This is a genomic window from Roseomonas sp. KE0001 (genome assembly GCF_016107285.1).
In the GTDB taxonomy this organism is placed as follows: domain Bacteria; phylum Pseudomonadota; class Alphaproteobacteria; order Acetobacterales; family Acetobacteraceae; genus Pseudoroseomonas.
Map to the genome: position 1 here is coordinate 264,776 of NZ_RCVQ01000005.1, position 26,417 is coordinate 291,192.

Consider the following 26,417-nt stretch of genomic DNA (forward strand, 5'->3'; position numbering starts at 1 on the left):
CCCTCCCCGGCCCCGCCGGCTTGCGGCAGGATGCCGCGGCCGCGTCATGGCCCGCTGCCCCGACGATCCCAGCCCCCACGACCACCGTCAGATCACCAAGGAGAAACCCCGCTTATGGCCACCGATACCGCCGCCGCCGCCGCCGCCCTGCTGGAAGCCCGGCGCAGCCGCAACTGGCTGGAGGCGCTGCCGGAAGGCGCGCAGCCGGCCTCCATGGAGGATGTCTTCGCCATCCACGCGCTGGTGGCTGAGGCGCTGGGCCCGATCGCCGGTTTCAAGGTCGGCGCCGCCTCCCCCACCGCCGATCCCTCCGGCGCGCCGCTGCACGAGCGCAACCTGCGCTTCGACGCCACGCCCTATGCCGCCGCCGATTTCAATATCACCCGCATCGAGGCCGAGATCGGCTACCGCCTCGGCGCCGACCTGCCGCCGCGCGAGGCGCCCTATTCGCGCGAGGAGGTTCTGGACGCCATCGAGAGCCTGCATCCGACGATCGAGATCGTCGATACGCGCTTCGTCAGCCTGGGGCGCGATCCGCTGAGCCACACCGCCGACCAGGCGAGCCATGGCGCCCTGGTGGTCGGGCCGGCGGTCATGGACTGGCGCCACATCGATCCGCCCGCCCTGCCGGTGAAGCTCACCTTCAATGACAGGGTGGTGGTCGAGCAGGTTGGCGGCAACTCGGCCGGGGAGCCGATCCGGCTGATCCAGTGGCTCGCCAACAAGGGCGCCCACCGCTACGGCGGGCTGAAGGCGGGCATGGTGATCACCACGGGAAGCTGCACCGGCATGCCCGCCGTGGAGGCCGGCAGCCGGGTGCGGGCGGAGTTCGCGGGCGTCGGCGCGGTGGAGACGGCGATCCTCTGAACCGCCGCCGACAATCGCGGGGCCGGGGGCGAGCCCAGGGGCGATCCCCTGGCCCGGCTCAGGCCAGGAAGCTGCGCAGCGACCGTCCGCGCTTCGAGACCTGCAGCTTCTTCAGCGCCTTCGCCTCGATCTGGCGGATGCGCTCGCGGGTCACGTTGAAGGTCTTGCCGACCTCCTCCAGCGTGTGGTCGTTCTCGCCGCCGATGCCGAAGCGCATGCGCAGGATACGCTCCTCGCGCGGCGTCAGGTCGGAGAGGATGCGCATGGTGGCGTCGCGCATCGAGGACCGGGCGGCGGCCTCGAAGGGGATCACCGCGTTCTCGTCCTCGATGAAGTCGCCGAGGCGCCCGTCATCATCCTCGCCGATCGGGTTCTCCAGGCTGACCGGCTCGCGCGCCAGGCGCTGCACGGCGCGCACCTTGTCCACCGACATGCCGAGCTCGCCCGCCAGCTCCTCCGGCGTCGGCTCGCGGCCGGCCTTCTGCTGGAAGCGGCGGCTCATCCGCGCCACCTTGCCCACCGTCTCGGTCATGTGCACCGGCACGCGGATGGTGCGCGCCTGATCGGCCAGCGAGCGGGTGATCGCCTGCCGCACCCACCAGGTGGCGTAGGTGGCGAACTTGAAGCCGCGGCGCCAGTCGAACTTGTCGACCGCGCGCATCAGGCCGATGTTGCCCTCTTGGATCAGGTCGCCGAACATCAGGCCGCGGTTGCGGTAGCGCTTGGCGATGTGGACGACGAGACGCAGGTTCGCCCGCGTCAGCTCCTCCTTCGCCTTGCGCATGTCGCGCTCGCCACGGCCGACCTCGGCGCAGACACGGCGCAGCTCGGCCGCCGGCAGGCCACTCTCCACCTCCAGCGCCGCCACGGCGGCGCGGATTCCCGGCAGGCCCTCTCGCAGCTCCCGCAGGCTGGCCTCGCGCTTGGCAGAGCTGGTCTTGGCCTTCTGCACCGCCTGCAGCAGCGCCGCCGCGCCCTGCTCGCTGCCGTCCCAGAGGCTGATCACCAGGTCGCGGTCCATGCGCGCGGCGGTGGCCAGGCGCATCGCCTTGCCATCCAGCGCCAGCAGGCGGCGGTTGGTGTCGCGCACCTGGCCGACCAGCAGGTCGAGCCGGGCCGGACGCAGGCGCAGCGCGGCGAAGAGGCCCACCATCTCCTGGCGATAGGCCATCGCGGCCTTGCTGCGGGGCGGCATGGCGCGCAGCTGCTCATGCGCCTCCAGCGCCGCCACGAAGGCGGCCAGCACCTCCGGCTTCATCTTCTCGTCGAGCGTGGCGTGCGGCGCGGCCTCGGCCTCCTCGCCCTCCTCCACCTCGACGGCCACGGCGGGGGAAGCGGCATCGGCCGCCATGGCCTCGAGCTCGACCACGTCCCGCAGCGGCATCTGCCCCTGCTCCAGCGCGGTCTTCCAGGCGGCGATGTGCACGAAGGTCATCGGGCTCTCGCAGAGCCCGGCCAGCATGGCGTCCCGCCCGGCCTCGATGCGCTGGGCCAGCGCGATCTCCTGCTCCCGCGTCAGCAGGTCGGTGCCGCTCATCTCGCGCAGGAACATGCGGACGGGATCGTCGGAACGGGCCATGCTGGCCTCGTTGACGTTGCCGCCCTCGCCCGCCTCGTCGGCGCTTTCCTCGGCCTCCGCCTCCTCGCGGGGGGATTCGGCCTCGTCGTCCTGCTCCCCGGCGGAAGCGTCCAGGCCTTCCTCGCCGGCGTCATAGCCGGCGCGCCAGCCGCGCGCCTCCTCGGTCAGGGTGCCGTCGCGCTCGGGCAGGTCCTGACCTTCCTGGCCCAGGATGTCCCCGAACGCCGAATGCCGCGCCTTGAGGGTCTCGCCACCCTCGGCATCGTTCTGATCCGCCGTACCGTAGGTAAACATCCCGTCCATTGATTCACCTGCTTCGTTATGGGGGACCGAGGGGGTCCCGTCTGTCTCGTGCCATGCCGCCGCCCGCCCCGCGTCACGCCGGAGGGCGAACACGGACATTGGCGGGGGATCGCTCTGGGGGTCGGGCGGTGCGTCGGCCGCCCACCGGTCCGCGCTTATCTAGGAAGGCGGACCCACCGCAAAAACCCCTCCGCATGAGGAGGAAAATCGCGAGGCCCGGTGTCCAAGGAGAGGCCAAGCGGAAAGCCGGGGGGGCGAAGTGCCGGCCGCCATGCGGCGCGGGAGGGCAGCAGGGCAGGCGCGGTCAGGGCGGATGGCGCGCCGCGGCGGCGGATTTCCGTCCTGAAACTGCGCGAGACTGCTTGACATCCATGCTCCGGGGGCTGGGGCGGACCCGTCTATACTGGTCGGGAGGTTCACAGCAATGAAATCTCGTAGGGGCAGCCCCGCCCCGCCCGCTCAAGCCTGGGCGCGACAGGCTTGCAAGCGCGGCAAGATAAGAACAAAACTAGAACATGCCCAGCCCCGCCCACCCACCCTCCCTGGCCAGCCTGCGGGAACGCATCGCCCGCCTCGAGCGGGGTGCCCTCTGCCCCGGCCTGGAGGCCTTGCCCGGCATTCCGCTCTGCGCCACCCTGGATGACGCCTTGCCTCCCGGTGGGCTGCCGCGCGCCATGCTGCATGAGATCCTGACCACCGGGGAGGAGCAGATGCCGGCCGCGCTGGGCTTCGCCGCCATCCTGCTCGGCCGGGCCGGCGGCACGGTGTGCTGGATCGAACCGGGGCCGACGGGCTGGGCCGCCGGGCTGCATGGCTTCGGCCTGCCGCCCGAGCGGCTGGTGCTGGTCCAGGCGGAACGGTGCGACGAGGCGCTCTGGGCGATGGAGGAGAGCCTGCGCTGCCCGGCCGTGGCGGGAGTGCTCCTGCGGCTGGCGGAAGGGCCGCCGCCGGGCCTGACCGCGCTGCGGCGGCTGCAGCTGGCGGCGGAGCGCGGCGCCCTGGCCCTGCTCCTCCGCCCCGCCGGGGAGCCGGCCGGCCCCACCACGGCGCGCACGCGCTGGCGGATCCGCCCCTTGCCGGCCCCCGACCCCCGCTCCCCCGCCATGCCGCATTGGGAGATCACGCTGCTGCGCGCGCCCCGGCTGGAGGCGGCACGGCGCTGGCGGGTGTCCTGGGACGGCGAGTCGCTGCGCGCGGAGCCGGCGTGATGGAGGCCGCGCCCCGCCGCATCCTGGCGCTGCACCTGCCCTGGCTGGAGAGCGAGGGGCTGGACCCCGGCCCCCTGCTGCTTTGGGGCATTGAGGGGCCGCGCCGCCTGGTCATGGCGGTGGATCCGGCGGCGGCGCGGCTCGGCCTGCGGGCCGGCATGGCCCTGGCCGATGCGCGCGCCATGGTGCCCCAGGCGACGGTGCTGCCGCACGATCCGCACCGCGCGGCGGCGCGCCTGACGGCCCTGGCGCTGCATCTGCGGCGCTTCACGCCCCTGGTGGCCACCGAGGCACCCGACACGTTGCTGCTCGACACCACCGGCTGCGAGGCGCTGGCGGGCGGCGAGGCGGCGCTGGCGCGGCAGGCCCTGGCGGCGCTGGAGGCCTGCGGACATGCCGCCCTGGCGGCCATGGCCGGCAATGCCGCGGCCGCGGCGGCGCTGGCCCGGCACGCGGTGCCGGGCGAGCCGCCTCGCATCCTCCCCCCCGGCACCGAGGCCGAGGCCCTCTCCCCCTTGCCGCTGGAACGGCTGCGCCTGCCGGCGGAGATGCTGCGGCGGCTGCGCGGCCTGGGGCTGCGGCGCATCGGGGAGGTGCTGGCGCAGCCGCGCGGGCCGCTGACGCGCCGCTTCGGTCCCGGCCTGCTGGCACGGCTCGACCTGGCCACCGGCGCCGCCCGTGCCGCGCTGCGCCCCCTCGCGCCGCCGCCGGTCTTCGCCGCCACCCTCGCCCCGCCCGAGCCGCTGATCACGCGCGCCGGGCTGGATGCGGCCCTGGCGCGCCTGCTGCCCGAGCTCTGCCATCGGCTCGAGGCGGCGGGCCAGGGGCTGCGCCGCCTGCGGCTGGCGTTGCGGCGGGTGGATGGCAGCCGGCAGGAGATCGGGCTCGGCACCGGCGGCCCGGTGCGCGACCCGGCGCACCTTGCCCGCCTGCTGCGGGAGAAGCTGGAAGGGGTGGCGCCGGGCTTCGGCATCGAGCGGCTGGAGGTGCGCGCCCTCGAGACCCAGCCGCTCGAGGCCCGCCAGTCCGAGGGGCTGGCGGATGGCGAGGCGGCGGCGCGGGAGGCGCTGGAGCGGCTGCTGGACCGGCTGGGCCAGCGCCTGCCCGTCTGGCGGGCGCAGCCCTGTGCCTCGCACTGGCCGGAGCAGGCGGTGCGGGCGGTCTCGCCTTTCGCCGTGGTGCGGACGCCCTCGGACTGGGACAACCACCAGGATGGCCCCTGGGGCGGCCGCCCACGCCCGGTCTGGCTGCTGGCCCGGCCGGAGCCGGTCGAGGCGGCCCCCGATGGCCTGGTCTGGCGCGGCCGGCCGCGCCCGCTGCGGCATCGCGAGGGGCCGGAGCGGCTGGAGGCGGAATGGTGGGGTGCGGCGCCGGAGCGGCCGCCCCGCGACTACTGGCGCGTGGAATGCGAGGACGGGCTGCGCCTTTGGCTCTGCCGCAGCGAGGCCCGCTGGTTCCTGCATGGCCTCTTCGCCTGAGGATCCGCCCGGCTTCGCCGAGCTTTGCGCCCGCTCCTGCTTCTCGCTGCTGGAGGGCGCCTCGCAGCCCGACGAGCTGGTGGCCATGGCCGCGGCGCTCGGCCATGCCGGCTTCGGCCTCTGCGACCGGATGAGCCTGGCCGGCGTGGTGCGCGCCCATGTCGCGGCGCGCGAGGCGGGGCTGCCCTTCGCCCTGGGCGCCCGGCTGGTGCTGCAGGATGGGCCGGAGATGCTGGCCTGGCCCACCGACCGCGCCGGCTACGGGCGCCTCACCCGGCTGCTCTCCGCGGCGCGGATGGCGGCGCGCGGCGAGGCCTGCCGCCTCGCGCCGGACGCGGTGGAGGCGGCCGCCGAGGGCTGGGCGCTCGCCGTGCTGCCGCCGCCCGGCCTGCCCGGCGCGGCGGTCGCGGCGGGGTTGCGCCACTGGTCGGACCGGCTGCGCGGACGGCTGGCCCTGCCGCTGCTCTGCGTCGGGGCCTGCGTCCAGGCGGGCGACGAGGCGACGCGCCTGCGCCGCCTCGCCGCCATGGCCGAGGCCGCGGGCGGCGGGCTGCTGGCCAGCACCGAGCCGCGCTTCCACACGCCCGGCCGCCGCCGCCTGGCCGATGTGATGACCGCGATCCGCCTGGGCCGCCGGGTCGAGGATCTGGGCTTCCAGGCCGAGCCCAATGCCGAGCGGCGGCTCAAGCCGCTGGCGGCGATGCGCGCCCTCTACCGGGACCATCCGGCGGCCCTCGACTGGAGCCTGCGGATACTGCGCGCCAGCGCGGGCTTCTCGCTCGGCCAGCTGCGCTACGAATATCCGCACGAGATCCTGGAGGACGGCTGCAGCGCGCAGGAGACGCTGGAGGGCCGCGTGCGGCAGGCCGTGGCCGCGCGGTGGGACGCCCCGGCACCCGGCCTGCTGCGCCGGCTCGAGGAGGAGCTGCGGCTGATCGGCGCCTTCGGCTACGCGCCCTATTTCCTGACGGTGCACGAGATCGTCCGCTTCGCCGAGGCGGAGGGCATCCTCTGTCAGGGCCGCGGCAGCGCGGCCAATTCCGCGGTCTGCTACGTGCTCGGCATCACCGCCATCGATCCCGAGCAGCACGACCTGCTCTTCGCGCGCTTCCTCTCCGCCGCGCGCGACGAGCCGCCCGACATCGACGTCGACTTCGAGCACGAGCGGCGCGAGGAGGTCATCCAGCACATCTACCGCCGCTACGGCCGTGACCGCGCCGCCATCTGCGCGACCGTCATCCGCTACCGCCCCCGCAGCGCCCTCCGCGAGGTCGGCAAGGCGATGGGCCTCAGCGAGGACGTCACCGCGCGCCTGGCCGGCGCCGCCTGGGGGCCGGGGCGGGAAGAGACGCTGCCGGCGCTCGCCGCCGGCGAGGGGCTCGATCCGGAGGAGCCGCGCCTGGCCCTGGCGCTCCGCCTCGCCGAGGAGCTGCAGGATTTCCCGCGCCATCTCGCCACCCATGTCGGCGGTTTCGTCATCACCGAGGGGCCGCTGGTCGAGCTGGCCGTGGTGACCCGGGCGGCGATGGAGGACCGCACCGTCCTCGAATGGGACAAGGAGGATATCGACGCCCTCGGCATCCTGAAGGTCGATGTGCTCGGCCTTGGCATGCTCTCCTGCCTGCGCCGCGCCTTCGACCTGCTCGCCGCGCACAAGCAGCTTCCCGCCGCGCTGCGCAGCCTGCCGCGCGAGTGCCCGGACACCTTCGCCATGCTGCAGCGGGCGGATTCCGTCGGTGTCTTCCAGGTGGAGAGCCGGGCGCAGATGAACATGCTGCCGCGCCTGAGGCCGCGCTGCTTCTACGACCTGGTCGTGCAGGTCGCCATCGTCCGGCCGGGGCCGATCCAGGGCGGCATGGTGCATCCCTACCTCCAGCGCCGCGCCCGGGCGGAGCCGGTCGTCTTCCCCTCCCCCGCCCCGCCGCACCCGCCGGACGAGCTGGTGCCGGTGCTGGGCCGCACCCTCGGCGTGCCGCTGTTCCAGGAACAGGCGATGCGGCTGGCCATCGTCGCCGCCGGCTTCAGCGAGGCCGAGGCCGACCGGCTGCGGCGCGACATGGGCCGCTTCCGGCAGTCCGGAAAGATGGACGAGTACCGGCAGAAGCTGGTCGGCGGCATGACGGCGCGTGGCTATGAACGGGACTTCGCCGAGCGCGTCTTCGAGCAGATCAGGGGCTTCGGCGACTACGGCTTCCCGGAGAGCCATGCCGCGAGCTTCGCGCATCTCGTCTGGGCCTCGGCCTGGATCAAGTGCCACCATCCGGAGGTCTTCGCCTGCGCCCTGCTGAACAGCCAGCCGCTCGGCTTCTACGCCCCGGCGCAGATCGTCCGCGACGCCGTGGCCCATGGCGTGACGGTGCGGCCGGTCGCGGTGAACGTCAGCGCCTGGGACTGCACGCTGGAGGCGGCAGCGGCAGGATCCGGCGGCCTCGCCCTGCGCCTTGGCCTGCGCATGGTGCGGGGCCTGGCGGCGGCGGAGGGGCAGGCCTTGGTGCAGGCGCGCCAGGCCGGCAACGGCGCGCCCTTCACGGGGCCGGAGGAAGCCCTGCGCCGCGCCGGCCTGTCGCGCGCCGCCCTGGAGGCCCTCGCGGCGGCGGACGCCTTCCGGGATTGCGGGATGGACCGCCGGCAGGCCGCCTGGGCCGTCCATGGAACCGAGCGCGCCCCGCCGCCCCTCTTCGCCACCCAGGACAGCCTGCCGCTGCTGCCGGAGCCGCAGCCCCGCCTTCCCGCCCTCGGCGAGGGCGCGGCCCTGGTCGCCGACTACCGTGCGACCGGCCTGACCCTCGGCCGGCATCCCCTGGCGCTGCTGCGCCCGACCCTCGACGCGCTCGGCTGCGACGACAGCCGGCGCCTGGCGGCGGCGGCGAGCGGCGCGCGCCTTCGCCTGGCCGGCCTGGTGCTGATGCGTCAGCGCCCCGGCACCTCCAAGGGCGTGGTCTTCCTCACCACCGAGGACGAGCATGGCAGCGCCAACATCGTGGTCTATGCCAGCCTGGCGCGGCGCGACCGCCGTGCCCTGATCGGCGCCCGCCTGCTGATCGTGGAAGGCCATGTCGAGCGCGGCCAGGGCGACCACGCCGTGCCCATCCTGCATCTGATCGCCAGCCGCCTGATCGATCGGACGGCGCTGCTGGACGGGCTGGAGGCGGAGACCTCCGCCTCCCGCTCGCCCCGCCTGCAGCCCAGCCGCGACTTCCGCTGAGGCGGCCTGTGAACCTTGCCAGCCAGGACCGCCCGTGCCGCCTTCCCGCCGCCCTCCAGGCCGGCTGGCGGGCCGCAGGCGGGACTCGGCATCCGCGAATCGCCCCTCGTGCTGTGAACCTTGCCAGCCGATGCGAACCTTGCCAGCCTGGGCGAAGCCGTCCCTGTGAACCTTGCCAGCCACCCGCGCCGCGTCCGCTGTGATCCCTGCCAGCCCGGCCGATCCGGCATTAAGCCTCCAGAATCAAATGCCTGGCGGGTTATCCACGCGAACCCTGCCAGCCCTTCTTCAATAACAATCCTCCTGAATCCCGAAGGATTGCCCTGGGCTGGCAAGGATCACAGGCCTGGGAGGGAACGGCTGGCAAGGTTCGCATCGACGGCGGCCGGGAAGCCGTTGCAGTTTTCGCCCCATGGTCGAGCCGAAGACGATTCCCCCTGACCACCCCATTGGCCGCACCGCGGAACGAGGCACGGCTCGCAGGAACCAGGGCGACCTGTTCCAGACCGGCACGGACGTGCATCGGGTGGTCGCGACCAAAGGTGTCAAGGGTGCGGTCGAGGCCGCCCAACTCGCCATTCTGGAGCCCAGGCCGAACAGCCTGTCCAAGGCCCTGGCCGGCCGGATGGGGCGCCAGATCGCCGACAACGCCTCCTCGGCCATCGTGCGCGAATTCGAGGGCACCAGCGAGATCGGCTACAGCTATTCCGCCTGGTGCCTGGCCGGCCTGCCGCACCGGGACCAGCCCAAGGACCAGAACTGGTTGATCGAGACCGACTTCGCCCGGCTGCTGGTCCGGCCGGGCGTGCGGCTGCGGGACGACAACAGCCAGGAGTATATCGGCACGCCCTTCGGCAGCTATGCCCGGCTGCTGCTGATCGACTGGCAGACCGAGGCGCTGGAGCGCGGCAGCCGCGAGATCCACATGGGCCGCTCCGCCAGCGCGGTCGTCACCCGGCTCGGCATCAACCGCGGCGGGCCGAGCAACGGCAAGGTGGCCGACCAGCTGGAGCGGCTGGCCACCTGCACGGTCGACTTCAGCTTCGGCAACGACAAGAAAGGCGTCATCGTCAACCAGCGGCTGGTCGATGCCTTCAGCTATGTCGGCGAGCCCGACCCGCGCTCCAAGAAGACGGCGCGGCTGGTCGAACGGGTGATGCTGTCGCAGGCCTTCTTCGACGAGCTGCGGCGCCATCCGGTGCTGGTGGACCGCGCGGCGCTGCGGGACATGACCACCTCCCCTCTCGCCATCGACATCTACCTCTGGCTCGCCTACCGGCTGCACTCCCTGCAGAAGGAGACGCCGATCGGCTGGGAAAGGCTCTGGCGGCAGTTCGGCTCCAAGGTCGGCGCGCTGAAGAACTTCAAGACCCAGTTCGAGGGGCCGCTTCACCTGGCGCTGTCCTCCTACAAGAACGCCAAGGTCCGCGTCACCGACCGCGGACTGCTGCTGGAGCCCTCCCCGCCTCCCATCCGCCCCTAGCCGGCTTGCAAGGTTCACACCCCGGCAGCGCCCGGGGTCACGACTTCGGGGAAGGCTCCCGCGCCATCAGCTCCGGCAGCCGGTCGATCAACGACTGAACCGTCTCGTCCGGCAGCGCCGTCGCGAAGCGGAACACCCATTGGCCGCCATTGCGGGTCAAGGTTCCCAGCCTCTGACCCTTATGGACGATATGCCGCCGCTCCGGCAGGGCGGCCCGGCCGGAGGCGGCGGGACCGCGCCCCTCGGCGGCCCGCATCAGGAGAGCGATCTGCTCCTCGCCATCGATCAGGCCGCGGTCACCGCCCGCATCCTGCATCTGGGCATCGAGCGCGGAGAGAATGCGGGGCAGCACCGCCTCATCGGCCTCCACGGCCTCCATCACCCGCCGCGCCCGCAGCATGGCCAGGCGTCGTGGCTCCTTGAGCCGGCGGATGATCTCCTCGGGGAAGCGCGACAGCCGCAGATAGAGGCTGAGGGTTGAGGGATCGAGACCGAACTGCGCGGCGATCTCGCGCGACTGGAGATCGAGGCGCGCCCGCACCTGTGCGAACCAACGCGCCCGCTCCAGGGCGGAGATATCCTCCCGTCGCTCGTTCTCCGAGAATTGGACCCGCAGCATGGCCGCGTCATCCAGCGGGCGGACGCGGGACAGGACCTGGAGGCCCAGCTGACGGCAGGCCTCGAGGCGCCGCCGCCCGGCCGCGATCTCGAACCCCCCCTCCCCCGCCACCCGGACCGTGATGGCATCGTTCTGCCCGTTGGCCCGGATATCGGCCAGCAAGGCCTCGAATTCCGGCCCCTCGAAGGCGCCCGGCAGGCGGTCATGCGGCAAGGGGTCGCGGATCAGGCCAGGGTCCAGGAAGAGAAACTCCTCCTCCGAGGCCCCCGCCCGCTCGGCCAGCCCGCGGGTCCGGGCCAGTTGCTCCTCCAGGGCGGCATTGGTGGTGCTGGCGCGGGCCAGCTCGGCCTCCAGCCGGCCGATGCGCTCGCGCAGGCCTTCCGCCATGGCGCCCAGGGCCGCCGCGGGGCGGTGCGTCGCCCCAGGCGAGCCGAGGGCCGCGGGCTCACCGGCCACCGTTGCGGTCCGGTCGCGCAAGGCCTGGGCCAGGTTCTGGAAGCGGGATGCGGGAGGCTTCATGCCTGTTGCTCCTTGCGACCCGGCCGCCCCTCGCCGCTCGCCCGCCCCCAGTGGCGCAGGATGGCGGCCTCGATGGCGCGGTTGACGGCGTTGGCGCTGGCGATGGCCCGGTTGTAGGCGGCCCGGTCGGTGCTGGGCTCGTACTCGTAGAGGGTTTCCTTGCCGAAGCCCGCCGTGCCGACGATCCGGGAATGCAGGAAGGCCTCCCGCAGGACAAGAGACCCGAAGCGCTCGCGGATCAGCTGCGCCAGGGCATCCTGACTGCGGTCGGTGGGATCGAAGGCGGTGAGCAGGATATGGCTGAAGGCGAAGTCCAGGCCGTGTCCGAAGGCGGCCTGGAACTCGGCGGTGTAATCGGACAGATGGGCGAAGAACTCGCCGGTCGAGGCCAGGTCGGTCATGGTGGCGCGGCTGGGCACGATGATGCCTGTGGCGGCGTGCAGGGCCGTGGACATCAGCATGTTGACGTCCGGACGGGTGTCGACCACCGCGATGTCGTAGCGGTCCTGAACCGTGCTCAGGAAAGCCTTCAACTCGTCGAAGTAAAGGATTTCCTCCTCGACCCCCTGCCCGGCACGGCGCGCGAGAATCTCCTCGCCCTCTCCTAAAGCTGGGCTGGCGGGGACGAGATCGATGGCCGGCCAGTAGGTCGGGCGACAGAGCCTCACGGCCGGCTCGGCCGCGCTGCCGGCAGGACGGTTCAGCCAGGCTGTGAAGCAACCTTCGGCCCCGACGTCGAGGCCGGGCTGGAAGCCGAACTGCGCCGAGGCACTGCCCTGGCTGTCGAGATCGACCATCAGCACCCTATAGCCCGCGAGCGCCATATATTGGGCGAAGTGAACGCTGCTGGTCGTCTTCGCGGAACCGCCCTTGAAGTTGGTGAAGACGACAGTGGCCAGGGCTTCGCCGGAAGCCGGGTCGCGACGCGTGGAGATGAGCTTCCCTTGAGCCTCAAGCTGGCGCCGAGCCTGTTGCAACTCACCGAAGGTGAGACGGGCGCGCGGTGCGATCCCCCGGACTTCCTGGCGCGGAAGGGCCTGACGCAACAGGCGCGGCGCCACTCCCCACAGACTGGCGATTTCCGCGACCGAGAAATCCCGCAGTCGTTTGCGCCGCTCCGGCGCGTTCTCGATCTCGATGGCGCTGCGCTGCGCCTCGCGCAGCACCTGGGCGACATGCCGGAAGGCTTCGGACTGACTCATGCGATCGCGGCTTCCCGAACGGTTGCTCTCCGCATAAGCAGTCGGCTTCAGAATGGGAAGCCCCTCCCGCACTTGGATGCATCCAATCGACGCCCTCCATGGGCACCGCACCCAGGGTTGGATGCATCCAAGTGCGGGAGGGCAGGCAGAGGAAGAGGCCTTTTCGTGAGCCAATCCGATGAACTTGCGAAGGTCAAGGAGCGTATCCGCCTGCTGACGGAGAGGACGGTCTCCAACGGCTGCACGGAGGCCGAGGCCCTGCAAGCCGCGGAGATGGTGGGCCGCCTGCTCGACCGCTACGCGCTGAGCATGAGCGAGATTGAGGTCCGGCAGTCGGTCTGCGTCCAACGCAGCGTCCCTCTGATGGGACGGCAGCGACGACCCATCGATGCCTGCGTGCCGGCCGTGGCGCGCTTCTGCGACTGCAAGGTCTGGCTGGCGCGGGAGGGCGAACAGGCGGAGTACGTATTCTTTGGTTTCGAGGAAGATGTCAGCCTGGCCATCTATCTGCTCGCCGTCGTCGAGAGAGGCATGCGGCATGAGCTCGAAGCCTTCCGCGCCCTCCGTCCGCAGCTTCGCGGCCCGGATCTGCGCGTGGCGTCCCGGCGCCACCAGCAGGGCATGGCCGTCCGCGTCGGCGAGCGCCTGGAGGCCATGCACCGCGAGCGTGGCCGGCAGCGGCACAGGGAGGCGCCGGCGGGCGCCGCGCTCATGGTGGTCAAGCAGGCGACGGTGGAAGAGGCCTTCCGTGAAACCCGCATCCGCCTGACCCGAACCCGGCCCAGCGCCGTCCGGCTGGATGCCGCCTATCGGCAGGGCTACGACGCCGGAGGCCGGATCAATCTCAACCGGCCGCTGCGGGGGCAGGAGAGGGAGCGGCTGCCGTGACGGCGCGCGATGTCCAGCGCGGGCGGGTCTATGCGTGGGAGGACGCCATCATGGCGGAGCTTGCGCCGGGAACGCTTCGCTTCGAGGCGGCGCAGCCCATGGTCGATGCCCTCTGGGCCGAGCAGGGGCTGCGTCACCCGCCTCGTGTCGAGCGCCTGCCGGTCCAGGCGCGCCGGCGGCAGGCGGATGCCGATCGTCTCCGCATCCGCCTGCCGCCGGAATTCCCGGCCTGGCTTCTGCTGCACGAACTGGCCCATGCCCTGAGCACCACCTTCGATGGCCGTTCGGATGGGCACGGTCCCCGTTTCATGGGGCTCTACCTGGGCCTGCTGATCCGCTATCTGCGCCTGCCAGAGGACTGGCTGCTGGCCAGCCTGTCCGCGCGCGGCATCCGCGTGGCGCGCGACGCGCGGCCGGCCTTCCTGGATCCCTGAAGGTCGGCCGGGCAAGTCGTGCTCAGATGGGGCAGACCCCGCTGGCGCATTGCAGGTGCGCCCAGTCCACGGCCTCCCGCACGGCGCTGTCGTCGATGCCTTCGACCAGGGCAGCGAAACGCCCGGCCGACACCTCTTCCTCCGGCAGATACTCGTAGCCCAGCTCGGAGTCCGGCCGGCTCGGCAGGACGGAGCAGCAGCGGATGCGCGGCTGCTCCCGCAGCACGATGGCGCGGAACGCCTCGAGATCATGCCGGTCGGTATAGATCTTCAGCGTGTAGCTGACCTGGTTGCCCCGCTCCGCGCCGATCCAGTGCCGCTCCAGCAGCCGCAGCCAGCGATACTGCTCGTCCGGCGTGGCCTCGGGCGCCGTCACCAGGCCGCTTTCCATGCCGAGCCGCTGCGCCAGCGGCACCGTAGGAAAGCCGACGATGGTCATGCCCGGGAAGCTGCGCAGCTCGCGCAGGGGATAGCCGCGCGCCGCGTAATCCGCCAGCAGGGGGTCGGAGCCCGGCCGCCACGCGCCGGTCTCGTCCCGCGTGCCCTTGAACTGCACCCAGCGCAGATACTGGCGCCGCGCCGGCAGATGGGCGCCCTCGGTCAGGCCGAAGAGCTTGCTGGTGGTGCCGGCCGGCTTCACCGTCGTCACCGTCACGGGGCGCGCCATGCCGAGCTCGTCGGCGTAGTCGTCCGCCTCCTGCTTGGCGCTTTCGGAAAGACGGTCGAGCATGGACCAGAAGGGGGCGGCGCGGGCCTCGTCCAGCAGGTCGGCGAAGCCGAGGCCGAAGCGCATCCAGGCCCATTCATGGAGGCCCGTCGGGCCGATGCCGATCCGGTTCGTCCGGGCCACTTCCTCGCCGTAGAGGGCGTCCATCCGATTGGCGCGGATGAGGAAGCGGACGCCGAGACGCACCGCGTCCTCAACCCGCGCGTCCCAGTGCGCGGCGATCTCATCGGGCACCGCGCCGGGGGTGATGCTGGCCAGGTCCAACGGGCAGGCCAGCAGGGGCGCGAAATCGGCGATGACGCAGTAGCCGCCGGTGACATGCAGCGTGATCTCGCCGCAGGGATTGGTGGTGACGGGAAACTGCGCCGTCGCCGCGCGGCGGGCCACCTCGGCCAGCAGGCCGGCGGCGGCGTCCACCTGATAGCGGGCGCTGTGGAAGTCGCGGCCATCCTCATGCACCGGCTTGTTCCAGGCGCTGCCGGTCCGGTGGTCCTCCAGCAGGTCGCCGTTGATGAAGCCGGGCTCGCCATTGATATAGGCGCAGGCGGTGACCTCCTCGAAGACCATTCGGGCCTGGCGGGTGAGGGCGTCCGCCGGATCCCCGCCGCGCAGGCGCTGCCAGAAATCCCGGTCCACCATGACCGAGTGGTTGGCGGTCCAGAGCCCACCCTCGGACTTGGCGCGGATGAAGCGGCGGATGCCGGGATCGCGCCAGGACTTGGTGGCCATGCGGGCCGCGCGTCGGGCTCCGCCGACCTGCACCTCCACCGAGAGATGATGATCGACCAGCAGGGCCTGCTCCCAGGGCTGCAGGACCTCCGAGGCCGGGTCGCGCGTCCGGGCGGGTTCGATGACGTGGCGGCGGATATGGATCAGGCCGCGCAGCAGGGAGATCGGGCCCGAGGAGGGGCGGCCCTGCATGCCGCGGATCGGGCTGCCGGCAGGCCGGATGGCGGACAGGTCGAGCACCAGCACCCGGTCGCGCTCCTGGCGGAACGCCATGGCCTCGAGGATCTCGATGGCCTTCGCCCAGCCTTCCCGGCTGTCTTCCACGCGGTGCAGCACGGCATTCGCAGGCAGGGGGGCGAGGCCGGGGATCATCTCGCGGGCCAGGAAGTCCAGCACCTGCGCCTCGGCCGCGGCGTCGAACTCCGCCTCGCCCGTGCCCCAGGGCAGCAGGCCCATCTCCAGGCCGAAGCGCAGCCGCGCGGCGCGATCGGCGGGATAGTCGGCATGGTCGGCGGCGAGATGCAGGCGCAGCTCGGGCGCCTTGGCCCAGTCGATGGCGATCAGCGCATCGTCATAGGCGCGCCCCACGCCGGAGCCGTTCAGCAGCAGGTAGAACTCCGCGAAGGCGGTGATGGCCGTGGCGCAGTTGGTGAAGACCTCCATATTGCGCCCGGCCTGTCCGGCATCGCCATGCTGCAGGTGGCGCCCCGAGGTCAGAAGCGCGCCGGTCGCGATGGCGTTGCGCAGCCTCGCCTGCTCGCCCGCCCTGTCGCCGCCCGGCAGCAGGCTCATATTCCCCGCCGCGACACGATCCGCCACCCGGCCGAAATCCTCCCCATCCTCGGGGCGGAAGACCGTGCGCCGCCCGACGGCGAGCCCCATGCCGCTGTCCAGCCGGCGGGCCGCCAGCGGTTTCTCGCCAAAGCTCCGACCCGGGATCGTGGCGGGGCCACGCCCCGGCAGGGCAAGGGCGTGAAGCGGCTGGCTGTAACCATCCATATCGACTGGCTCCGGTCTGCAAGGTCCTGGGAAGTTGCGAATCGATCGCAGGCCTTATGCTAGATATGGTAGAGGAACAGGCTTCAAAACACCATATGAAGCGTTCGGCTGGGGAAGTTCACATCCCCGCTCGCCGCAGGAGACAGCCGCGGAACGCGGTGCCCGGAACCCCCCGGCGCGCCTGCCGGAACAGGGTGGGACCGCGGGTCGGGCAGGGGAGGGAGGCCGCCGGCCCGCTCACCAGATGAGGCAAGGAAGGCTCGCTAACGCCTGGAAACGCGGTGTCCGTGCCTCAGGGCGCCTCTGTGAACCTTGCCAGCCATAAGGGAGGCCGGAGACGGGAGGACGGCGCCAGGAACAGCGCGCCGCGCGATCGAGGCCATCCTTCCTCCGAGCCTCCCGACGCAGGGCCGGCGGGCAAGGTTCACACCTCGCCGCGCCTCTCCAGGCCGCCCGGCATGGCGCGGAAATGGGTCAGCGTGCGCTCGGCGTGCAACATGCGGTGCGACAGCGCCTTCCGGGCATAACGGGCGACGACGTCGCAATGCCCTGGATTCCCGGCCAGATCGGTCATCTGATGGGGGTCGCGCTCGAGGTCGAAGAGCAGCGGCGGCAGGGCGGTGAAATGGACATACTTCCACCGCGCATCCTGCACGACGCAGAGCGAACAGGCGTCCATCGGCAGGCCGAGCGCCGCCTCCGGTCTGGAATAGTACACATCGCGGAAGTCGTATTCGTAGAAGAGGTGGTCGCGCCATCCTGCGGGCCGCTCGCCGCGCAGCAGAGGCAGCAGGGAATGGCCGTCACAGGCGCGGGGCGGCTGGCCGCCCAGCCATTCCAGGATGGTCGGCAGCACGTCGACGCTCTCGGTGAAGGCATCCTCGATGCGGCCGGCGCCCTGGGGCGCCAGCGGGTCCTTCACCACGAGCGGGACGCGGAAGCTCTCATCGTGATAGCCGACCTTGCCCAGGAGGAAGTGGTCGCCAAGCTGCTCGCCATGGTCGGAGGTGAAGACGATCATCGTGTCGTCCCACTGCCCCGTCTCGTCCAGATGGGCGAAGACCGCGCCGAGCGCGTCATCCACCTCCGTGATCAGCCCGGCATAGGTCGCGCGCATCTGCCGGATGGCGGCCTCGGACAGTTCGGCGGCGGCGCCGCCGGCGCCCTGGAAGAAGGAGCCCTGGCCGATGCCGCTCAGGTAGAAGCCGAGCAGCGGATGCTGCGCCGCCTCCTCCCGCCAGTCGGACCGGCGGCGGATCGCCGGCATCTCCGCCGGCGCGTACATCCGGTTGTAGGGGGCAGGGGCGATGAAGGGCGGATGCGGACGCCAGTAGCCGAGATGCAGGAACCAGGGCCTGTCGCCCTTGCCCTTCAGGTAGGTCAGGGCGCGCTCGGTGAAGTAGGCGGTGTCGGACAGCGCGGCCGGGATGCGGCAGGGGCGGTCGGTCGCGCCGGGGGCGGCATCCTCCCCCTCGGGCAACCAGATGTCCTCGCGGTTGGCCGGCAGCGGGTAGCCCTTCTGCGCCAGCCAGCCGAAATAGCCATCCATGCTGGGCTCGAAGGCGCCGACGCTGCGGAAGCCCTCCATCAGGTCGCCCAGGAGAGTGAAGCGGAAATCCTCTGACGTGGTGGAGCGCGGATCGGGCGTGGAGGTGGTGTAGCCGATCAGCGCGGGATCGTAGCCGATGCCGCGCAAGGCCTTGCCGAGGTTCATGTGCCGCGCGTCCAGCGGCACCGTGTTCTGCACCGCCCGGTGGTTCATCAGATAGAGCCCGGTCAGCAGGCTGGCCCGCGCCGGGCCGCAGGGCACGGCGTTGGTCACGTGGTTGCGGAAGGTCACGCCTTCCCGGCAGAGGCGGTCGAGGTTCGGCGTGCGCAGGAACTTCGCGCCCAGGACCGGCACGAAATCCGCGCGCCACTGGTCGACGACAATCAGCAGGACATTCTTCCGGCGCGCCATTCCCATCCCCATCTGCGACAATGGGCGCGACCGGTTACGCGTGGATGACGACGATGGAATGACGCCCCGATGTCGTTGCCGTGACAAAGGGAGACGACCCGTGCCGGCTTGACGGAAGCACGATTATTCTGGACACATCTCGATATTCCACGATGAGGGGCGGGAGGATAGCTTCATGCCGCATGACGGACACGACCACCAAGACCTTCCGCCGGGCATCCCGGAGGATGGCTGGAAGCACAGCGGCGTTCGCGTGATCCCTGGCGACAGCCTGGACCCGAACACCGCCAGCACGCCCGGCATGAACCGCGCCGCGGCCATCAATGCCGCGCGGGTCGGCGCGCAGAAGATCTGGGCTGGCACAGTTCACATCCACGCCAATGCCAAGACCGGCGCGCATCACCACGGGCCGCTGGAAAGCGTGATCTATATCGTGAAGGGCCGCGCCCGCATGCGGTGGGGCGAGCGGCTCGAATTCGTCGCCGAAGGCGGTCCGGGCGACTTCATCTACGTCCCGCCCTATGTGCCGCACCAGGAAATCAACGCCTCCACCGACGAGACGCTGGAATGCGTGCTGGTGCGCAGCGACAACGAGGCGGTGGTGGTGAACCTGGACATCGAGCCGGTGGAGAAGCCGGAGAACGTCCCCTGGGTCGACCCGATCCACAAGGCGCCGGGCTGAACCGGAAGGCACGGGGCAGGGGGCACGGCATCTTCGGGTTGCGCTCCCGCGCCAGGCTCCGAACTATGGGGGGATGTCCATGCGAATCAGCACCCTCACCCTGAACCCCACCATCGACCTGGCCTGCGAGGCGGAGAAGGTCCGTCCCGTGCGCAAGGTCCGCACCTTCGACGAGCGGCAGGACCCGGGCGGCGGCGGCGTCAACGTCGCCCGCGTGGTGCGCGAGCTCGGCGGCGAGACCCTGGCCATGGTTCTGGTCGGCGGTGTCACCGGGCACTTCCTGGAGGAGCTGCTCGAGGAGATCGGCGTGCCGCACCGCAGCATCCCGATCGCCGGCCGCACCCGGATCAGCCAGACGGTGCTGGACCGCAGCCTGGGCGAGGAGTTCCGCTTCGTCCCCGAGGGGCCCGAGGTCGCCGAGGCGGAATGGCAGGCCGCGCTGGCCGCGCTGGAGGAGCTGCCGGAGGGCGAGTGGCTGGTGGCCAGCGGCAGCCTGCCGCGCGGCGTGCCGGAGGATTTCTATGCCCGGGCCGGTGCCATCGCCCGGCGGCGCGGGCTGCGCATGGTGCTCGACACCTCCGGCGCCGCGCTGCGCGCCGGGGTGGGACCGGAGATCGAGCTCATCAAGCCGAGCCTCGGCGAATTCGAATCCCTGGTCGAGCGCGAATTGCGGGGCGAGGGAGATCTGGAAGCGGCGGCGCGGGAGATGCTGGGCCGTGGGATCGCGCGGCGCATCGCCGTCACGCTTGGCAAGGATGGCGCGCTGCTGGCCTGGGAGGGTGGGCTGCGCCGCCTGGACGCGCTGCCGGTGACGGTACGCGGCGCGGTCGGCGCGGGGGACAGCTTCGTCGCCGCCATGACCCTGGCCCTGGCGCGCGGCGCAGGGGATGAGGATGCCTTCGCCTGGGGCGTCGCGGCGGGTGCCGCCGCCGTATCCAATGCCGGCACCGCGCATCCGACCGAGGCGGATGTGCGGCGCCTGCGGGCGATGGTGCCGGGCCTTCCGCTGCCCGGCTGATCCGGGATCAGGCCCGGAGCTCGGCGCGTAGCCCGTTGCTCCGGCTCAGGACCTGGATGGCCACCTCGCCGGCGGGATGGGCGAAGGTGCCGCCGGCCCGTCCGAAGCCGATGTCGAGATGGCCCTCGCCGAGGCGCAGGTTGCGGAGCGTCAGCCCGTCCAGGAAGCGCGGCAGGGCGGGCTTCTCGAAGCGGATGCAGCCGGCGACGGGATCGAAGCTGAGACCCAGGCAGGTGCCGAGCAGGGCGAGCGGCGTGGTCGCCGCCCAGGCCTGCGGCGAGCAGGCCACCGGATAGAGCGTCGGTCCCTGGCCACGCCGGCGCGGAAAGCCGCAGAACAGTTCCGGCAGCCGGCGCAGGTCCACATAGGTCGCGGCCGCGAAGAGGCCCTCGAAGATGCGGATGGCCGCGGCGGTCTGACCATAGCGGACGAAGCCCTCCGCGATCAGCGCGTTGTCATGCGGCCAGACCGAGCCGTTGTGATAGCTCATCGGATTGTAGCGGGGCTGGCCGGCGGCCAGGGTCCTGATGCCCCAGCCGGAGAAGAAGGCGGGCTCCATCATGGCCTGCGCCACGCGCTCGGCGCGGTGCGGCAGGGCGATGCCGGCGAAGAGCGCGTGCCCGGCATTGGAGGCGCGGACCCGGCAGGGCCGCTTGCGGCCATCGAGCGCCAGCACATAGGTGCCCAGCGCCTCGTCCCAGAAGGCGGTGTCGAAATCACGCTGCAGGCGTGCGGCGCGTTCCTCCAGCGCGGCGGCGCGGGCCGCCTGGCCGAGCTGCCGCGCGATGCCGGCCGCGGCGCGCCAGGCGGCATAGACATAGGCCTGCATCTCGACGAGGGCGATCGGGCCTTCCGCCATCTCGCCGCTGGCGTGGAAGATGGAATCGTGGCTGTCCTTCCAGCCCTGGTTCAGCAGCCCGTCCGGCCGCTTGCGCTGGTACTCGACGAAGCCGTCGCCATCGGGGTCGCCGCTCTCCTCGATCCAGCCGAGCGCCGCCTCGATGTTTGGCCAGAGCCGCCGCAGATGCGCGATGTCGCCGGTGCGGTCGAGATAGGCGCCGGCCAGCATGATGAAGAGGGGGGTGGAATCGACGCTGCCATAGTAGCGGCGGAAGGGCACCTCGCCGAGCATGGCCATCTCGCCCTGGCGCGTCTCGTGCAGGATCTTGCCCGGCTCCGCATCGGTCAGCGGATCGGTTTCCGTCGCCTGGTGGGCCGCCAGATAGCCGAGGACGCCGCGCGCCAGGGCGGGATCGTACCAGAGCGTGTGCCAGGCGGCGATCAGCGCGTCGCGCCCGAAGGCGGTGCTGTACCAGGGGATGCCGGCGTAGGGGTACGGACCTTCCGGCTTGTCGGTGGTCAGCATGCTGAGATCGGCCCCGGCGCGGTGCAGCGTCTCGTTGAAGATGTCGTTGCTGGTCTCCACGCGGGTTCGGCGGGCCTGCACCATGCGGAGCGCGCGGCGGGAGTGCCGCAGCGCCTGGCCGAAGGCCGTCTGCGGCGGGCAGGCGGCGGTGGGCCGGTCACAGCCGATCTCGACGAAGAAGGCCCGCCGCTCGCCCGGCAGGAGGTCGAACCGGAAGACCGCGCGATGCGATTCGAGGTGTTCCGGCGTGGGGTCGAAGCGCAGTCGCGTCTCGCGCCGCACGGAATCGAGACCGGTATAGGCCAGCCTGACCTCCGCCGGCCCGGTCTCGGCCGCGTGCCGCGTGCCGTGGCGGAGGCGCTCGGCGCCACGGGCCTCGAAGAGATCGGCGAAGTCGGAATCGAAGTAGAGCTCGATGGTGACGTGGCGCCGGCGGTCGTCGAAGTTCCGCACCGAGATGCGTTCGTGGCAGGTGCTGTCCCAGAGGAAACGGCTGCGCCGCAGGTGGATGCGGTCATTGGGAAGACCCGCCGCCTCGCCGGATGCCGCCGGCAGGTCGGGGTTGGTGAGATCGCAGGCCAGTGCGGCATTGTCATCCTGCAGGGCGGCGCTGAGCAGCATCGGCCGCGCCCCGTTCAGCAGGAGGGTGTAGAGGGACAGGTAGCGCGTATCGCCGTGGTAGAAGCCCTGGGCACCGGGTCCGAGATCACCGGCATGGTCGAAGAGCGCGAAGCTGTCGCCATGCTTCAGGGTGATCAGATGGCCTTCCTGCAGCGAGACCGTGGCGCTGACCGGGAAGGCCGAGAGGTCCGGGGGGCCGGCCTCCGTCGCATGCCCGTCCATCAGGACACCGCCGGTGTCAGGAGGGGGGTCGGGCAGCGAAATCGGGAGAGGGTCGCAATCATGGGTGGTGAACCTCCGGCGCGCTGCGCTCTATCCGTCGGAAGAACGGAGCCTTCCGTCAAGGGATAAAGCAGACGCGCCGGCAAAGTCACCGGCCGGCGGTCCGGATCTGCGCCCTGCCGCCGGCGGCCCACCCGAGGGCCGGCTTGGCCTCAGCCGGGCATGAGGCCGGCCTCGCGCGCCATGCCGGCCATGTCGTGGCGGGCCTTCTGCATGTCCTCCAGGGTTCCGAAGGCGTTCATGTAGTGGCCCTGGAACCCCCGGCCCTCCAGCAGGGCGAACATGGCGCCGAAGTCGAAATTGCCCTCTCCCGGCAGCAGGTGCTGCTCATGCCCGTTGCGGAAGCAGTCGGCCAGCCGCACCTCCGCCACGCGCTCCAGCGGAATGGCGGAGACGAAGCCTTCCACACCCTCCGGCATGAGATGCGCGTGATTGGCGGTGAAGGAGAGCGCGAAAGCGGGAGAGTGGATCCGCTCGTAGTAGTAGCGCCATTCCTCGATGCTGTGCGCAAGGTAATGCACCTCGGCATCCTGCGGTTCCTTGTTGAGGTTCTCAAGCAGCAGCAGGGCGCCGCGCTTCTCGGCATGCTCGACCATGCGCTGCAGCCGCTCCAGCCCCGCCTCCATGCGGAGCTTCACGTCCGCGGTGAAGTGATAGCCGGCATGCACGACGATCCAGGCGGCGCCGAGCTTGGGTGCCAGGTCGATATAGGCCCGCATGTAGTCGTCCACCGCCTCCGAGAGGAAGGGGGAGTATTCGGCCACGTTCACGGCCGAGAGGGTGTGCAGGCCGAGCGTGACGCCGCGGGCGGCGGCCTGTTCGCGGATGGCGGCGGCACGGGCGTCGTCGAAGCGGTCCACACGATTGGCGCCGGTGTCGAGCTGGATGTCGATGTAGCGGACCTGGTTGCGGGCCGCCCATTCGATGGCGTCCTCCAGCGGCAAGCGGCGGCCGATATCCACGCCGATCCTGTCGAGAAGCGTCACGTCGTTTCCTTCCCATTGTTTCTCGTCGGGGGCATCCCCCGGCGTTGGTGTTTATTGTTTACAGCCTGCATTGCCGGTGACAAGCTTCCCGACGGGAGAGGATGTGCCGGAAAGGCCGACCATGCCGCGACGGGGCCATGTCGCCCGGCGCGCGGCCGGCGGCGCCTGTTCCGAGCATGGAGCAGGGAAGGCGAACGAAGCGCATGGACATGCCAATCCAGCAACTGGCCGAAGGCAGGATCCTGAGCCGGAAGGAGGCGGGGATCGGCTGGCTGACCATCAATCAGCCGGAGAAGCGCAACGCCATCTCGCTCGCCATGTGGGACGCGATCGGCGCGGTGGCCGAGGACTTCGCCGCCGACCCGGCCGTGCGGGTGGTGGTCATGCATGGCGCCGGCGGCAAGGCCTTCGCCTCGGGCGCCGATATCAGCGAGTTCGACCGCATCCGCGCCGACGCCGCCGCCCAGGAGGCCTATGGCCGGCGCAGCGGTGACGCGCGGCGGAAGCTGGAGGGGCTGGGCAAGCCCCTCATCGCCATGATCCAGGGCTTCTGCATCGGCGGCGGCTATGCCACGGCGCTGATGGCGGATATCCGCATCGCCTCCGAGGACAGCCGGTTCGGCATTCCCGCCGCCCGGCTCGGCATCGCCTACGGATATGAAAGCCTGGAGCACCTGGTCGCCCTGGCGGGGCCGGCCGTGGCGAAGGAGATCCTGTTCACCGGCCGCCAGCTCGACGCCGCGGAGGCGCTGGGCTTCGGGCTGGTCAACCGCGTGGTGCCGGTCGCGCAGCTGGAGGCGACGGTCAGCGAGCTGGCCGGCCAGATCGCGCGCAACGCGCCACTGTCCATCCGGGCCTCGCGCGAGGCCATCGAGCAGATCGCCGGCGATCCGGCGCGGCGCGACCCTGGCCGGATCGAGGCGCTGAACCGCGCCTGCTTCGACAGCCAGGACTATGCGGAGGGGCGGCGCGCCTTCCAGGAGAAGCGCGCGCCCCGGTTCAGCGGCCGGTGAGCGTCCCGGCGAGCGTCAAGGCGGGCAGAGACCGGCCGCGGCGGAGAGAGCGGAGGAGAGCAAGATGGTAAGGATCAGCAGGAGGATCCTGTTCGGGCTGGCGGCCGGCGGGGCGATGGCCGGCTTCGGGCGGCGGACGGAAGCCGAGGATCTGCTGCCGCACGAGAAGGAGCTTCACGAGGCGGCGAAGCGCGAGGGCGAGATCACCTGGTACACCGGCCAGATGCAGGCCGAGCCCTCCGAGGCGGTGGGCCGTGCCTTCGCGGCCCGCTATCCCGGCGTGAAGGTCAATGTGGTCCGCAGCAGCTCCCAGGTGACCTTCCAGCGCCTGGCGCAGGACATGCGGGCCGGCGTCTCGCAATGCGATGTCTTCAGCTCCACCGATTACAGCCACGCCTCCTATCTGAAGCGGGAGGGCCGGCTGATGCAGTACCGGCCGCAGAATGCCGCGAAGCTCATCCCCGTGGCGCGCGAGGCCGCCGATCCCGACGGGCTGTTCCAGATCACCTATCTGGGCCTCTACCTCATGGCGCGGAATAACAACGCCGTCACCGAGGCCGACGCGCCGAAGGGCTGGAAGGACCTGCTCGACCCGAAATGGCGGGGCAAGATCGCCGTCGGCCATCCGGGCTACAGCGGCGCCATCACCTCCTGGTGCCTGATGATGCAGAAGATGTACGGCTGGGATTACTTCAAGCAGCTGGAGCGCAACAATCCGCTGATCGGCCGCTCCAGCGGCGACCCGGTGACGGCGCTGAACGCCGGCGAGCGCAGCATCGGCGCGGCCATTCCCTCGGCCACGACGCTGCTGAGCATCTCCCGCGGCAACCCGATCACGCTGATCTACCCGACGGATGGCACGCTGATGGTGCCCTCCCCGACCGGGGCGCTCGCCAAGGCACCGCATCCGAACGCGGCGAAGCTGTTCATGGAATTCGTCACCAGCCCGGCCTACCATCAGGCGACGCGGGAATTCTTCGGGGAGTCGCTCCGCCCCGAGGTGCCGCCGCCGCCGGGCGCGCAACCTCTCGACAAGATCCTGATGATCACGCCGACGCCCGAGGAGGTGGAAAGCGGTGGCCAGGAGGTCAAGGAACTCTGGCGCGACACCTTCGGCGTCTGAGCAGGCTGGACAACCCGGTGCGGAGACGCCGGGGCAAAGCAGGAAACGACAGGAGAGGATCATGACGGAGATCAGCCGCCGCGGCGTGCTGGCCGCTGCCGCCATCCTGGCCGGCAGCCCGGCCCAGGCCGCATCGACGCCGATGTCGCCCGAGGAGAAGGCGCTCTACGAGGCAGCCCGGCGAGAGGGCGAGATCACCTGGTATTCCGGCCAGTTGAGCGCCGAACCCTCGGAAGCGGTCGGGCGCGCCTTCACCGAGCGCTATCCGGGCATCCGCGTGAATGTCGTCCGCAGCGCCTCGCAGGTCGCCTTCCAGCGCCTGTCGCAGGACATGCGGGCCGGCGTCGCGCAATGCGATGTCTTCAGTTCGACCGATTACAGCCACTCGACCTTCCTGAAGCGGGAGGGGCGGCTGCTGGCCTATCGGCCGCGCAACGCGGAAAGGCTGCTGGACTTCGTCCGCAAGGCCGGTGATGCGGAGGACCACTTCCACGTCTTCTACATCGGCGTGCATCTCATCGCCCGCCGGGAAGGGCAGGTGAGCGAGTCCGAGGCGCCGCGCCGGTGGCAGGACCTGCTGGACGCGAAGTGGCGCGACAAGCTGGCCGTCGGGCATCCGGGCTATAGCGGTGCCATCGGCGCCTGGACGGTGATGATGCGCAAGCTCTACGGCTGGGACTACTTCACCAAGCTCGAGCGCAATCGCCCGCAGATCGGCCGCTCCAGCATCGATCCGGTGACCGCTCTGAACGCCGGCGAGCGCAGCATCGGCGTGGCCATCCCCTCCGCCAGCACGCTGCTGAGCATGGCGCGGGGAAATCCGCTGAAGCTGATCTACCCGGAGGACGGGACGGTGGTGGTGCCTTCACCCAGCTCGATCCAGAAGAACGCGCCGCACCCGAACGCCGCCAAGCTCTTCATGGAGTACTGCACAGGGCCGGACTACTTCCGCGTGACGCGGGAATTCTACAACGAATCGCTTCGTGCCGACGTGCCGCCGCCCGACGGCGCCACACCGCTCGACCAGGTGAAGCTGCTGATCCCCGAACCGCAGGAGATCGAGACCGGTGTGCCGGAGGTCAAGGAGCAATGGCGCGATACCTTCGGGATCTGACGCCGTGTCGAA

Annotated in this window: 19 protein-coding genes; 12 read left to right on the forward strand and 7 right to left on the reverse strand. The window is 71.2% G+C overall.

What is annotated here, in order from left to right:
• Window positions 1-114: 114 nt before the first annotated feature.
• Window positions 115-867, forward strand: a complete 753-nt coding sequence (locus D9598_RS12295; RefSeq protein ID WP_198366804.1) for a 2-keto-4-pentenoate hydratase — start codon at window positions 115-117, stop codon at window positions 865-867.
• 58 nt (window positions 868-925) lie between these two features.
• Here the strand turns inward: D9598_RS12295 and rpoD are convergent, their stop codons facing one another.
• Complete coding sequence (rpoD, locus tag D9598_RS12300) at window positions 926-2,749, reverse strand: RNA polymerase sigma factor RpoD (RefSeq protein WP_198366805.1); 1,824 nt, start codon at window positions 2,747-2,749, stop codon at window positions 926-928.
• A gap of 515 nt (window positions 2,750-3,264) precedes the next feature.
• Here rpoD and D9598_RS12305 point away from each other — a divergent pair.
• The 4 genes from D9598_RS12305 (at window position 3,265) to D9598_RS12320 (ending at window position 10,123) form a co-directional block, all read left to right on the forward strand.
• On the forward strand, window positions 3,265-3,957 hold the full coding sequence (locus D9598_RS12305; RefSeq protein WP_198366806.1) for an ImuA family protein: 693 nt from the start codon (window positions 3,265-3,267) through the stop codon (window positions 3,955-3,957).
• A complete protein-coding gene (locus D9598_RS12310; RefSeq protein ID WP_198366807.1) occupies window positions 3,957-5,435 on the forward strand; it encodes a DNA polymerase Y family protein in 1,479 nt (492 codons plus the stop codon). Before D9598_RS12305 ends, D9598_RS12310 begins: the two co-directional genes overlap by 1 nt.
• Window positions 5,419-8,640 carry an error-prone DNA polymerase gene (locus tag D9598_RS12315; RefSeq protein WP_198366808.1) on the forward strand — a complete coding sequence of 1,074 codons (3,222 nt, stop codon included), beginning with the start codon at window positions 5,419-5,421 and terminating at the stop codon, window positions 8,638-8,640. The genes D9598_RS12310 and D9598_RS12315 overlap by 17 nt, the downstream gene beginning before the upstream one ends.
• Before the next feature lie 412 nt (window positions 8,641-9,052).
• A complete protein-coding gene (locus D9598_RS12320; RefSeq protein WP_198366809.1) occupies window positions 9,053-10,123 on the forward strand; it encodes a replication protein RepA in 1,071 nt (356 codons plus the stop codon).
• Between the two features lie 37 nt (window positions 10,124-10,160).
• Here the strand turns inward: D9598_RS12320 and D9598_RS12325 are convergent, their stop codons facing one another.
• Window positions 10,161-11,261: a ParB/RepB/Spo0J family partition protein gene (locus D9598_RS12325; protein WP_198366810.1), complete on the reverse strand. Its 1,101-nt coding sequence runs from the start codon at window positions 11,259-11,261 to the stop codon at window positions 10,161-10,163.
• Entirely contained in the window at window positions 11,258-12,463 is a 1,206-nt protein-coding gene (locus D9598_RS12330) for an AAA family ATPase (protein WP_198366811.1), read from the reverse strand. The genes D9598_RS12325 and D9598_RS12330 overlap by 4 nt, the downstream gene beginning before the upstream one ends.
• A gap of 165 nt (window positions 12,464-12,628) precedes the next feature.
• Here D9598_RS12330 and D9598_RS12335 point away from each other — a divergent pair, with 165 nt between their 5' ends.
• Window positions 12,629-13,351: a DUF2786 domain-containing protein gene (locus D9598_RS12335; protein ID WP_198366812.1), complete on the forward strand. Its 723-nt coding sequence runs from the start codon at window positions 12,629-12,631 to the stop codon at window positions 13,349-13,351.
• Window positions 13,348-13,785 carry a hypothetical protein gene (locus D9598_RS12340; RefSeq protein WP_198366813.1) on the forward strand — a complete coding sequence of 146 codons (438 nt, stop codon included), beginning with the start codon at window positions 13,348-13,350 and terminating at the stop codon, window positions 13,783-13,785. The genes D9598_RS12335 and D9598_RS12340 overlap by 4 nt, the downstream gene beginning before the upstream one ends.
• A gap of 22 nt (window positions 13,786-13,807) precedes the next feature.
• Here the strand turns inward: D9598_RS12340 and D9598_RS12345 are convergent, their stop codons facing one another.
• Both D9598_RS12345 and pehA read right to left on the reverse strand, forming a co-directional pair.
• Window positions 13,808-16,240, reverse strand: coding sequence for a recombinase (locus D9598_RS12345; protein ID WP_198366814.1), 2,433 nt, complete (start codon window positions 16,238-16,240; stop codon window positions 13,808-13,810).
• Between the two features lie 424 nt (window positions 16,241-16,664).
• The gene (gene pehA / locus D9598_RS12350) at window positions 16,665-18,200 is read right to left on the reverse strand and encodes a phosphoric/sulfuric ester hydrolase PehA (protein WP_198366815.1); all 1,536 of its coding nucleotides are present in this window, start codon (window positions 18,198-18,200) and stop codon (window positions 16,665-16,667) included.
• A gap of 175 nt (window positions 18,201-18,375) precedes the next feature.
• Here pehA and D9598_RS12355 point away from each other — a divergent pair, with 175 nt between their 5' ends.
• A complete protein-coding gene (locus D9598_RS12355) occupies window positions 18,376-18,882 on the forward strand; it encodes a cupin domain-containing protein (RefSeq protein WP_198366816.1) in 507 nt (168 codons plus the stop codon).
• A gap of 79 nt (window positions 18,883-18,961) precedes the next feature.
• Window positions 18,962-19,900 carry a 1-phosphofructokinase family hexose kinase gene (locus D9598_RS12360; RefSeq protein WP_232477159.1) on the forward strand — a complete coding sequence of 313 codons (939 nt, stop codon included), beginning with the start codon at window positions 18,962-18,964 and terminating at the stop codon, window positions 19,898-19,900.
• A gap of 7 nt (window positions 19,901-19,907) precedes the next feature.
• Here D9598_RS12360 and D9598_RS12365 read toward each other — a convergent pair whose 3' ends face one another.
• Together D9598_RS12365 and D9598_RS12370 are read right to left on the reverse strand one after the other, a co-directional pair.
• The gene (locus tag D9598_RS12365; protein WP_198366818.1) at window positions 19,908-22,109 is read right to left on the reverse strand and encodes an amylo-alpha-1,6-glucosidase; all 2,202 of its coding nucleotides are present in this window, start codon (window positions 22,107-22,109) and stop codon (window positions 19,908-19,910) included.
• 212 nt (window positions 22,110-22,321) lie between these two features.
• Window positions 22,322-23,155, reverse strand: a complete 834-nt coding sequence (locus D9598_RS12370; protein ID WP_198366819.1) for a TIM barrel protein — start codon at window positions 23,153-23,155, stop codon at window positions 22,322-22,324.
• Window positions 23,156-23,358: 203 nt separating this feature from the next.
• Here D9598_RS12370 and D9598_RS12375 point away from each other — a divergent pair, with 203 nt between their 5' ends.
• The 3 genes from D9598_RS12375 (at window position 23,359) to D9598_RS12385 (ending at window position 26,405) form a co-directional block, all read left to right on the forward strand.
• Window positions 23,359-24,168 (forward strand): enoyl-CoA hydratase, encoded by an 810-nt coding sequence (locus D9598_RS12375; protein ID WP_198366820.1) that lies wholly within the window; start codon window positions 23,359-23,361, stop codon window positions 24,166-24,168.
• A gap of 64 nt (window positions 24,169-24,232) precedes the next feature.
• On the forward strand, window positions 24,233-25,291 hold the full coding sequence (locus D9598_RS12380) for an ABC transporter substrate-binding protein (RefSeq protein ID WP_198366821.1): 1,059 nt from the start codon (window positions 24,233-24,235) through the stop codon (window positions 25,289-25,291).
• A gap of 61 nt (window positions 25,292-25,352) precedes the next feature.
• The gene (locus D9598_RS12385) at window positions 25,353-26,405 is read left to right on the forward strand and encodes an ABC transporter substrate-binding protein (protein ID WP_198366822.1); all 1,053 of its coding nucleotides are present in this window, start codon (window positions 25,353-25,355) and stop codon (window positions 26,403-26,405) included.
• The last annotated feature ends 12 nt before the right edge of the window (window positions 26,406-26,417 follow it).

Coding starts and splice junctions, on each gene's coding strand:
- rpoD (WP_198366805.1), bottom strand. CDS start 2,749: ATGGACGGGATGTTTACCTACGGTACGGCGGATCAGAACGATGCCGAG.
- D9598_RS12320 (WP_198366809.1), top strand. CDS start 9,053: ATGGTCGAGCCGAAGACGATTCCCCCTGACCACCCCATTGGCCGCACC.
- D9598_RS12315 (WP_198366808.1), top strand. CDS start 5,419: ATGGCCTCTTCGCCTGAGGATCCGCCCGGCTTCGCCGAGCTTTGCGCC.
- D9598_RS12380 (WP_198366821.1), top strand. CDS start 24,233: ATGGTAAGGATCAGCAGGAGGATCCTGTTCGGGCTGGCGGCCGGCGGG.
- D9598_RS12385 (WP_198366822.1), top strand. CDS start 25,353: ATGACGGAGATCAGCCGCCGCGGCGTGCTGGCCGCTGCCGCCATCCTG.
- D9598_RS12375 (WP_198366820.1), top strand. CDS start 23,359: ATGGACATGCCAATCCAGCAACTGGCCGAAGGCAGGATCCTGAGCCGG.
- pehA (WP_198366815.1), bottom strand. CDS start 18,200: ATGGCGCGCCGGAAGAATGTCCTGCTGATTGTCGTCGACCAGTGGCGC.
- D9598_RS12295 (WP_198366804.1), top strand. CDS start 115: ATGGCCACCGATACCGCCGCCGCCGCCGCCGCCCTGCTGGAAGCCCGG.
- D9598_RS12310 (WP_198366807.1), top strand. CDS start 3,957: ATGGAGGCCGCGCCCCGCCGCATCCTGGCGCTGCACCTGCCCTGGCTG.
- D9598_RS12355 (WP_198366816.1), top strand. CDS start 18,376: ATGCCGCATGACGGACACGACCACCAAGACCTTCCGCCGGGCATCCCG.
- D9598_RS12360 (WP_232477159.1), top strand. CDS start 18,962: ATGCGAATCAGCACCCTCACCCTGAACCCCACCATCGACCTGGCCTGC.
- D9598_RS12325 (WP_198366810.1), bottom strand. CDS start 11,261: ATGAAGCCTCCCGCATCCCGCTTCCAGAACCTGGCCCAGGCCTTGCGC.
- D9598_RS12330 (WP_198366811.1), bottom strand. CDS start 12,463: ATGAGTCAGTCCGAAGCCTTCCGGCATGTCGCCCAGGTGCTGCGCGAG.
- D9598_RS12345 (WP_198366814.1), bottom strand. CDS start 16,240: ATGGATGGTTACAGCCAGCCGCTTCACGCCCTTGCCCTGCCGGGGCGT.
- D9598_RS12305 (WP_198366806.1), top strand. CDS start 3,265: ATGCCCAGCCCCGCCCACCCACCCTCCCTGGCCAGCCTGCGGGAACGC.
- D9598_RS12365 (WP_198366818.1), bottom strand. CDS start 22,109: ATGGACGGGCATGCGACGGAGGCCGGCCCCCCGGACCTCTCGGCCTTC.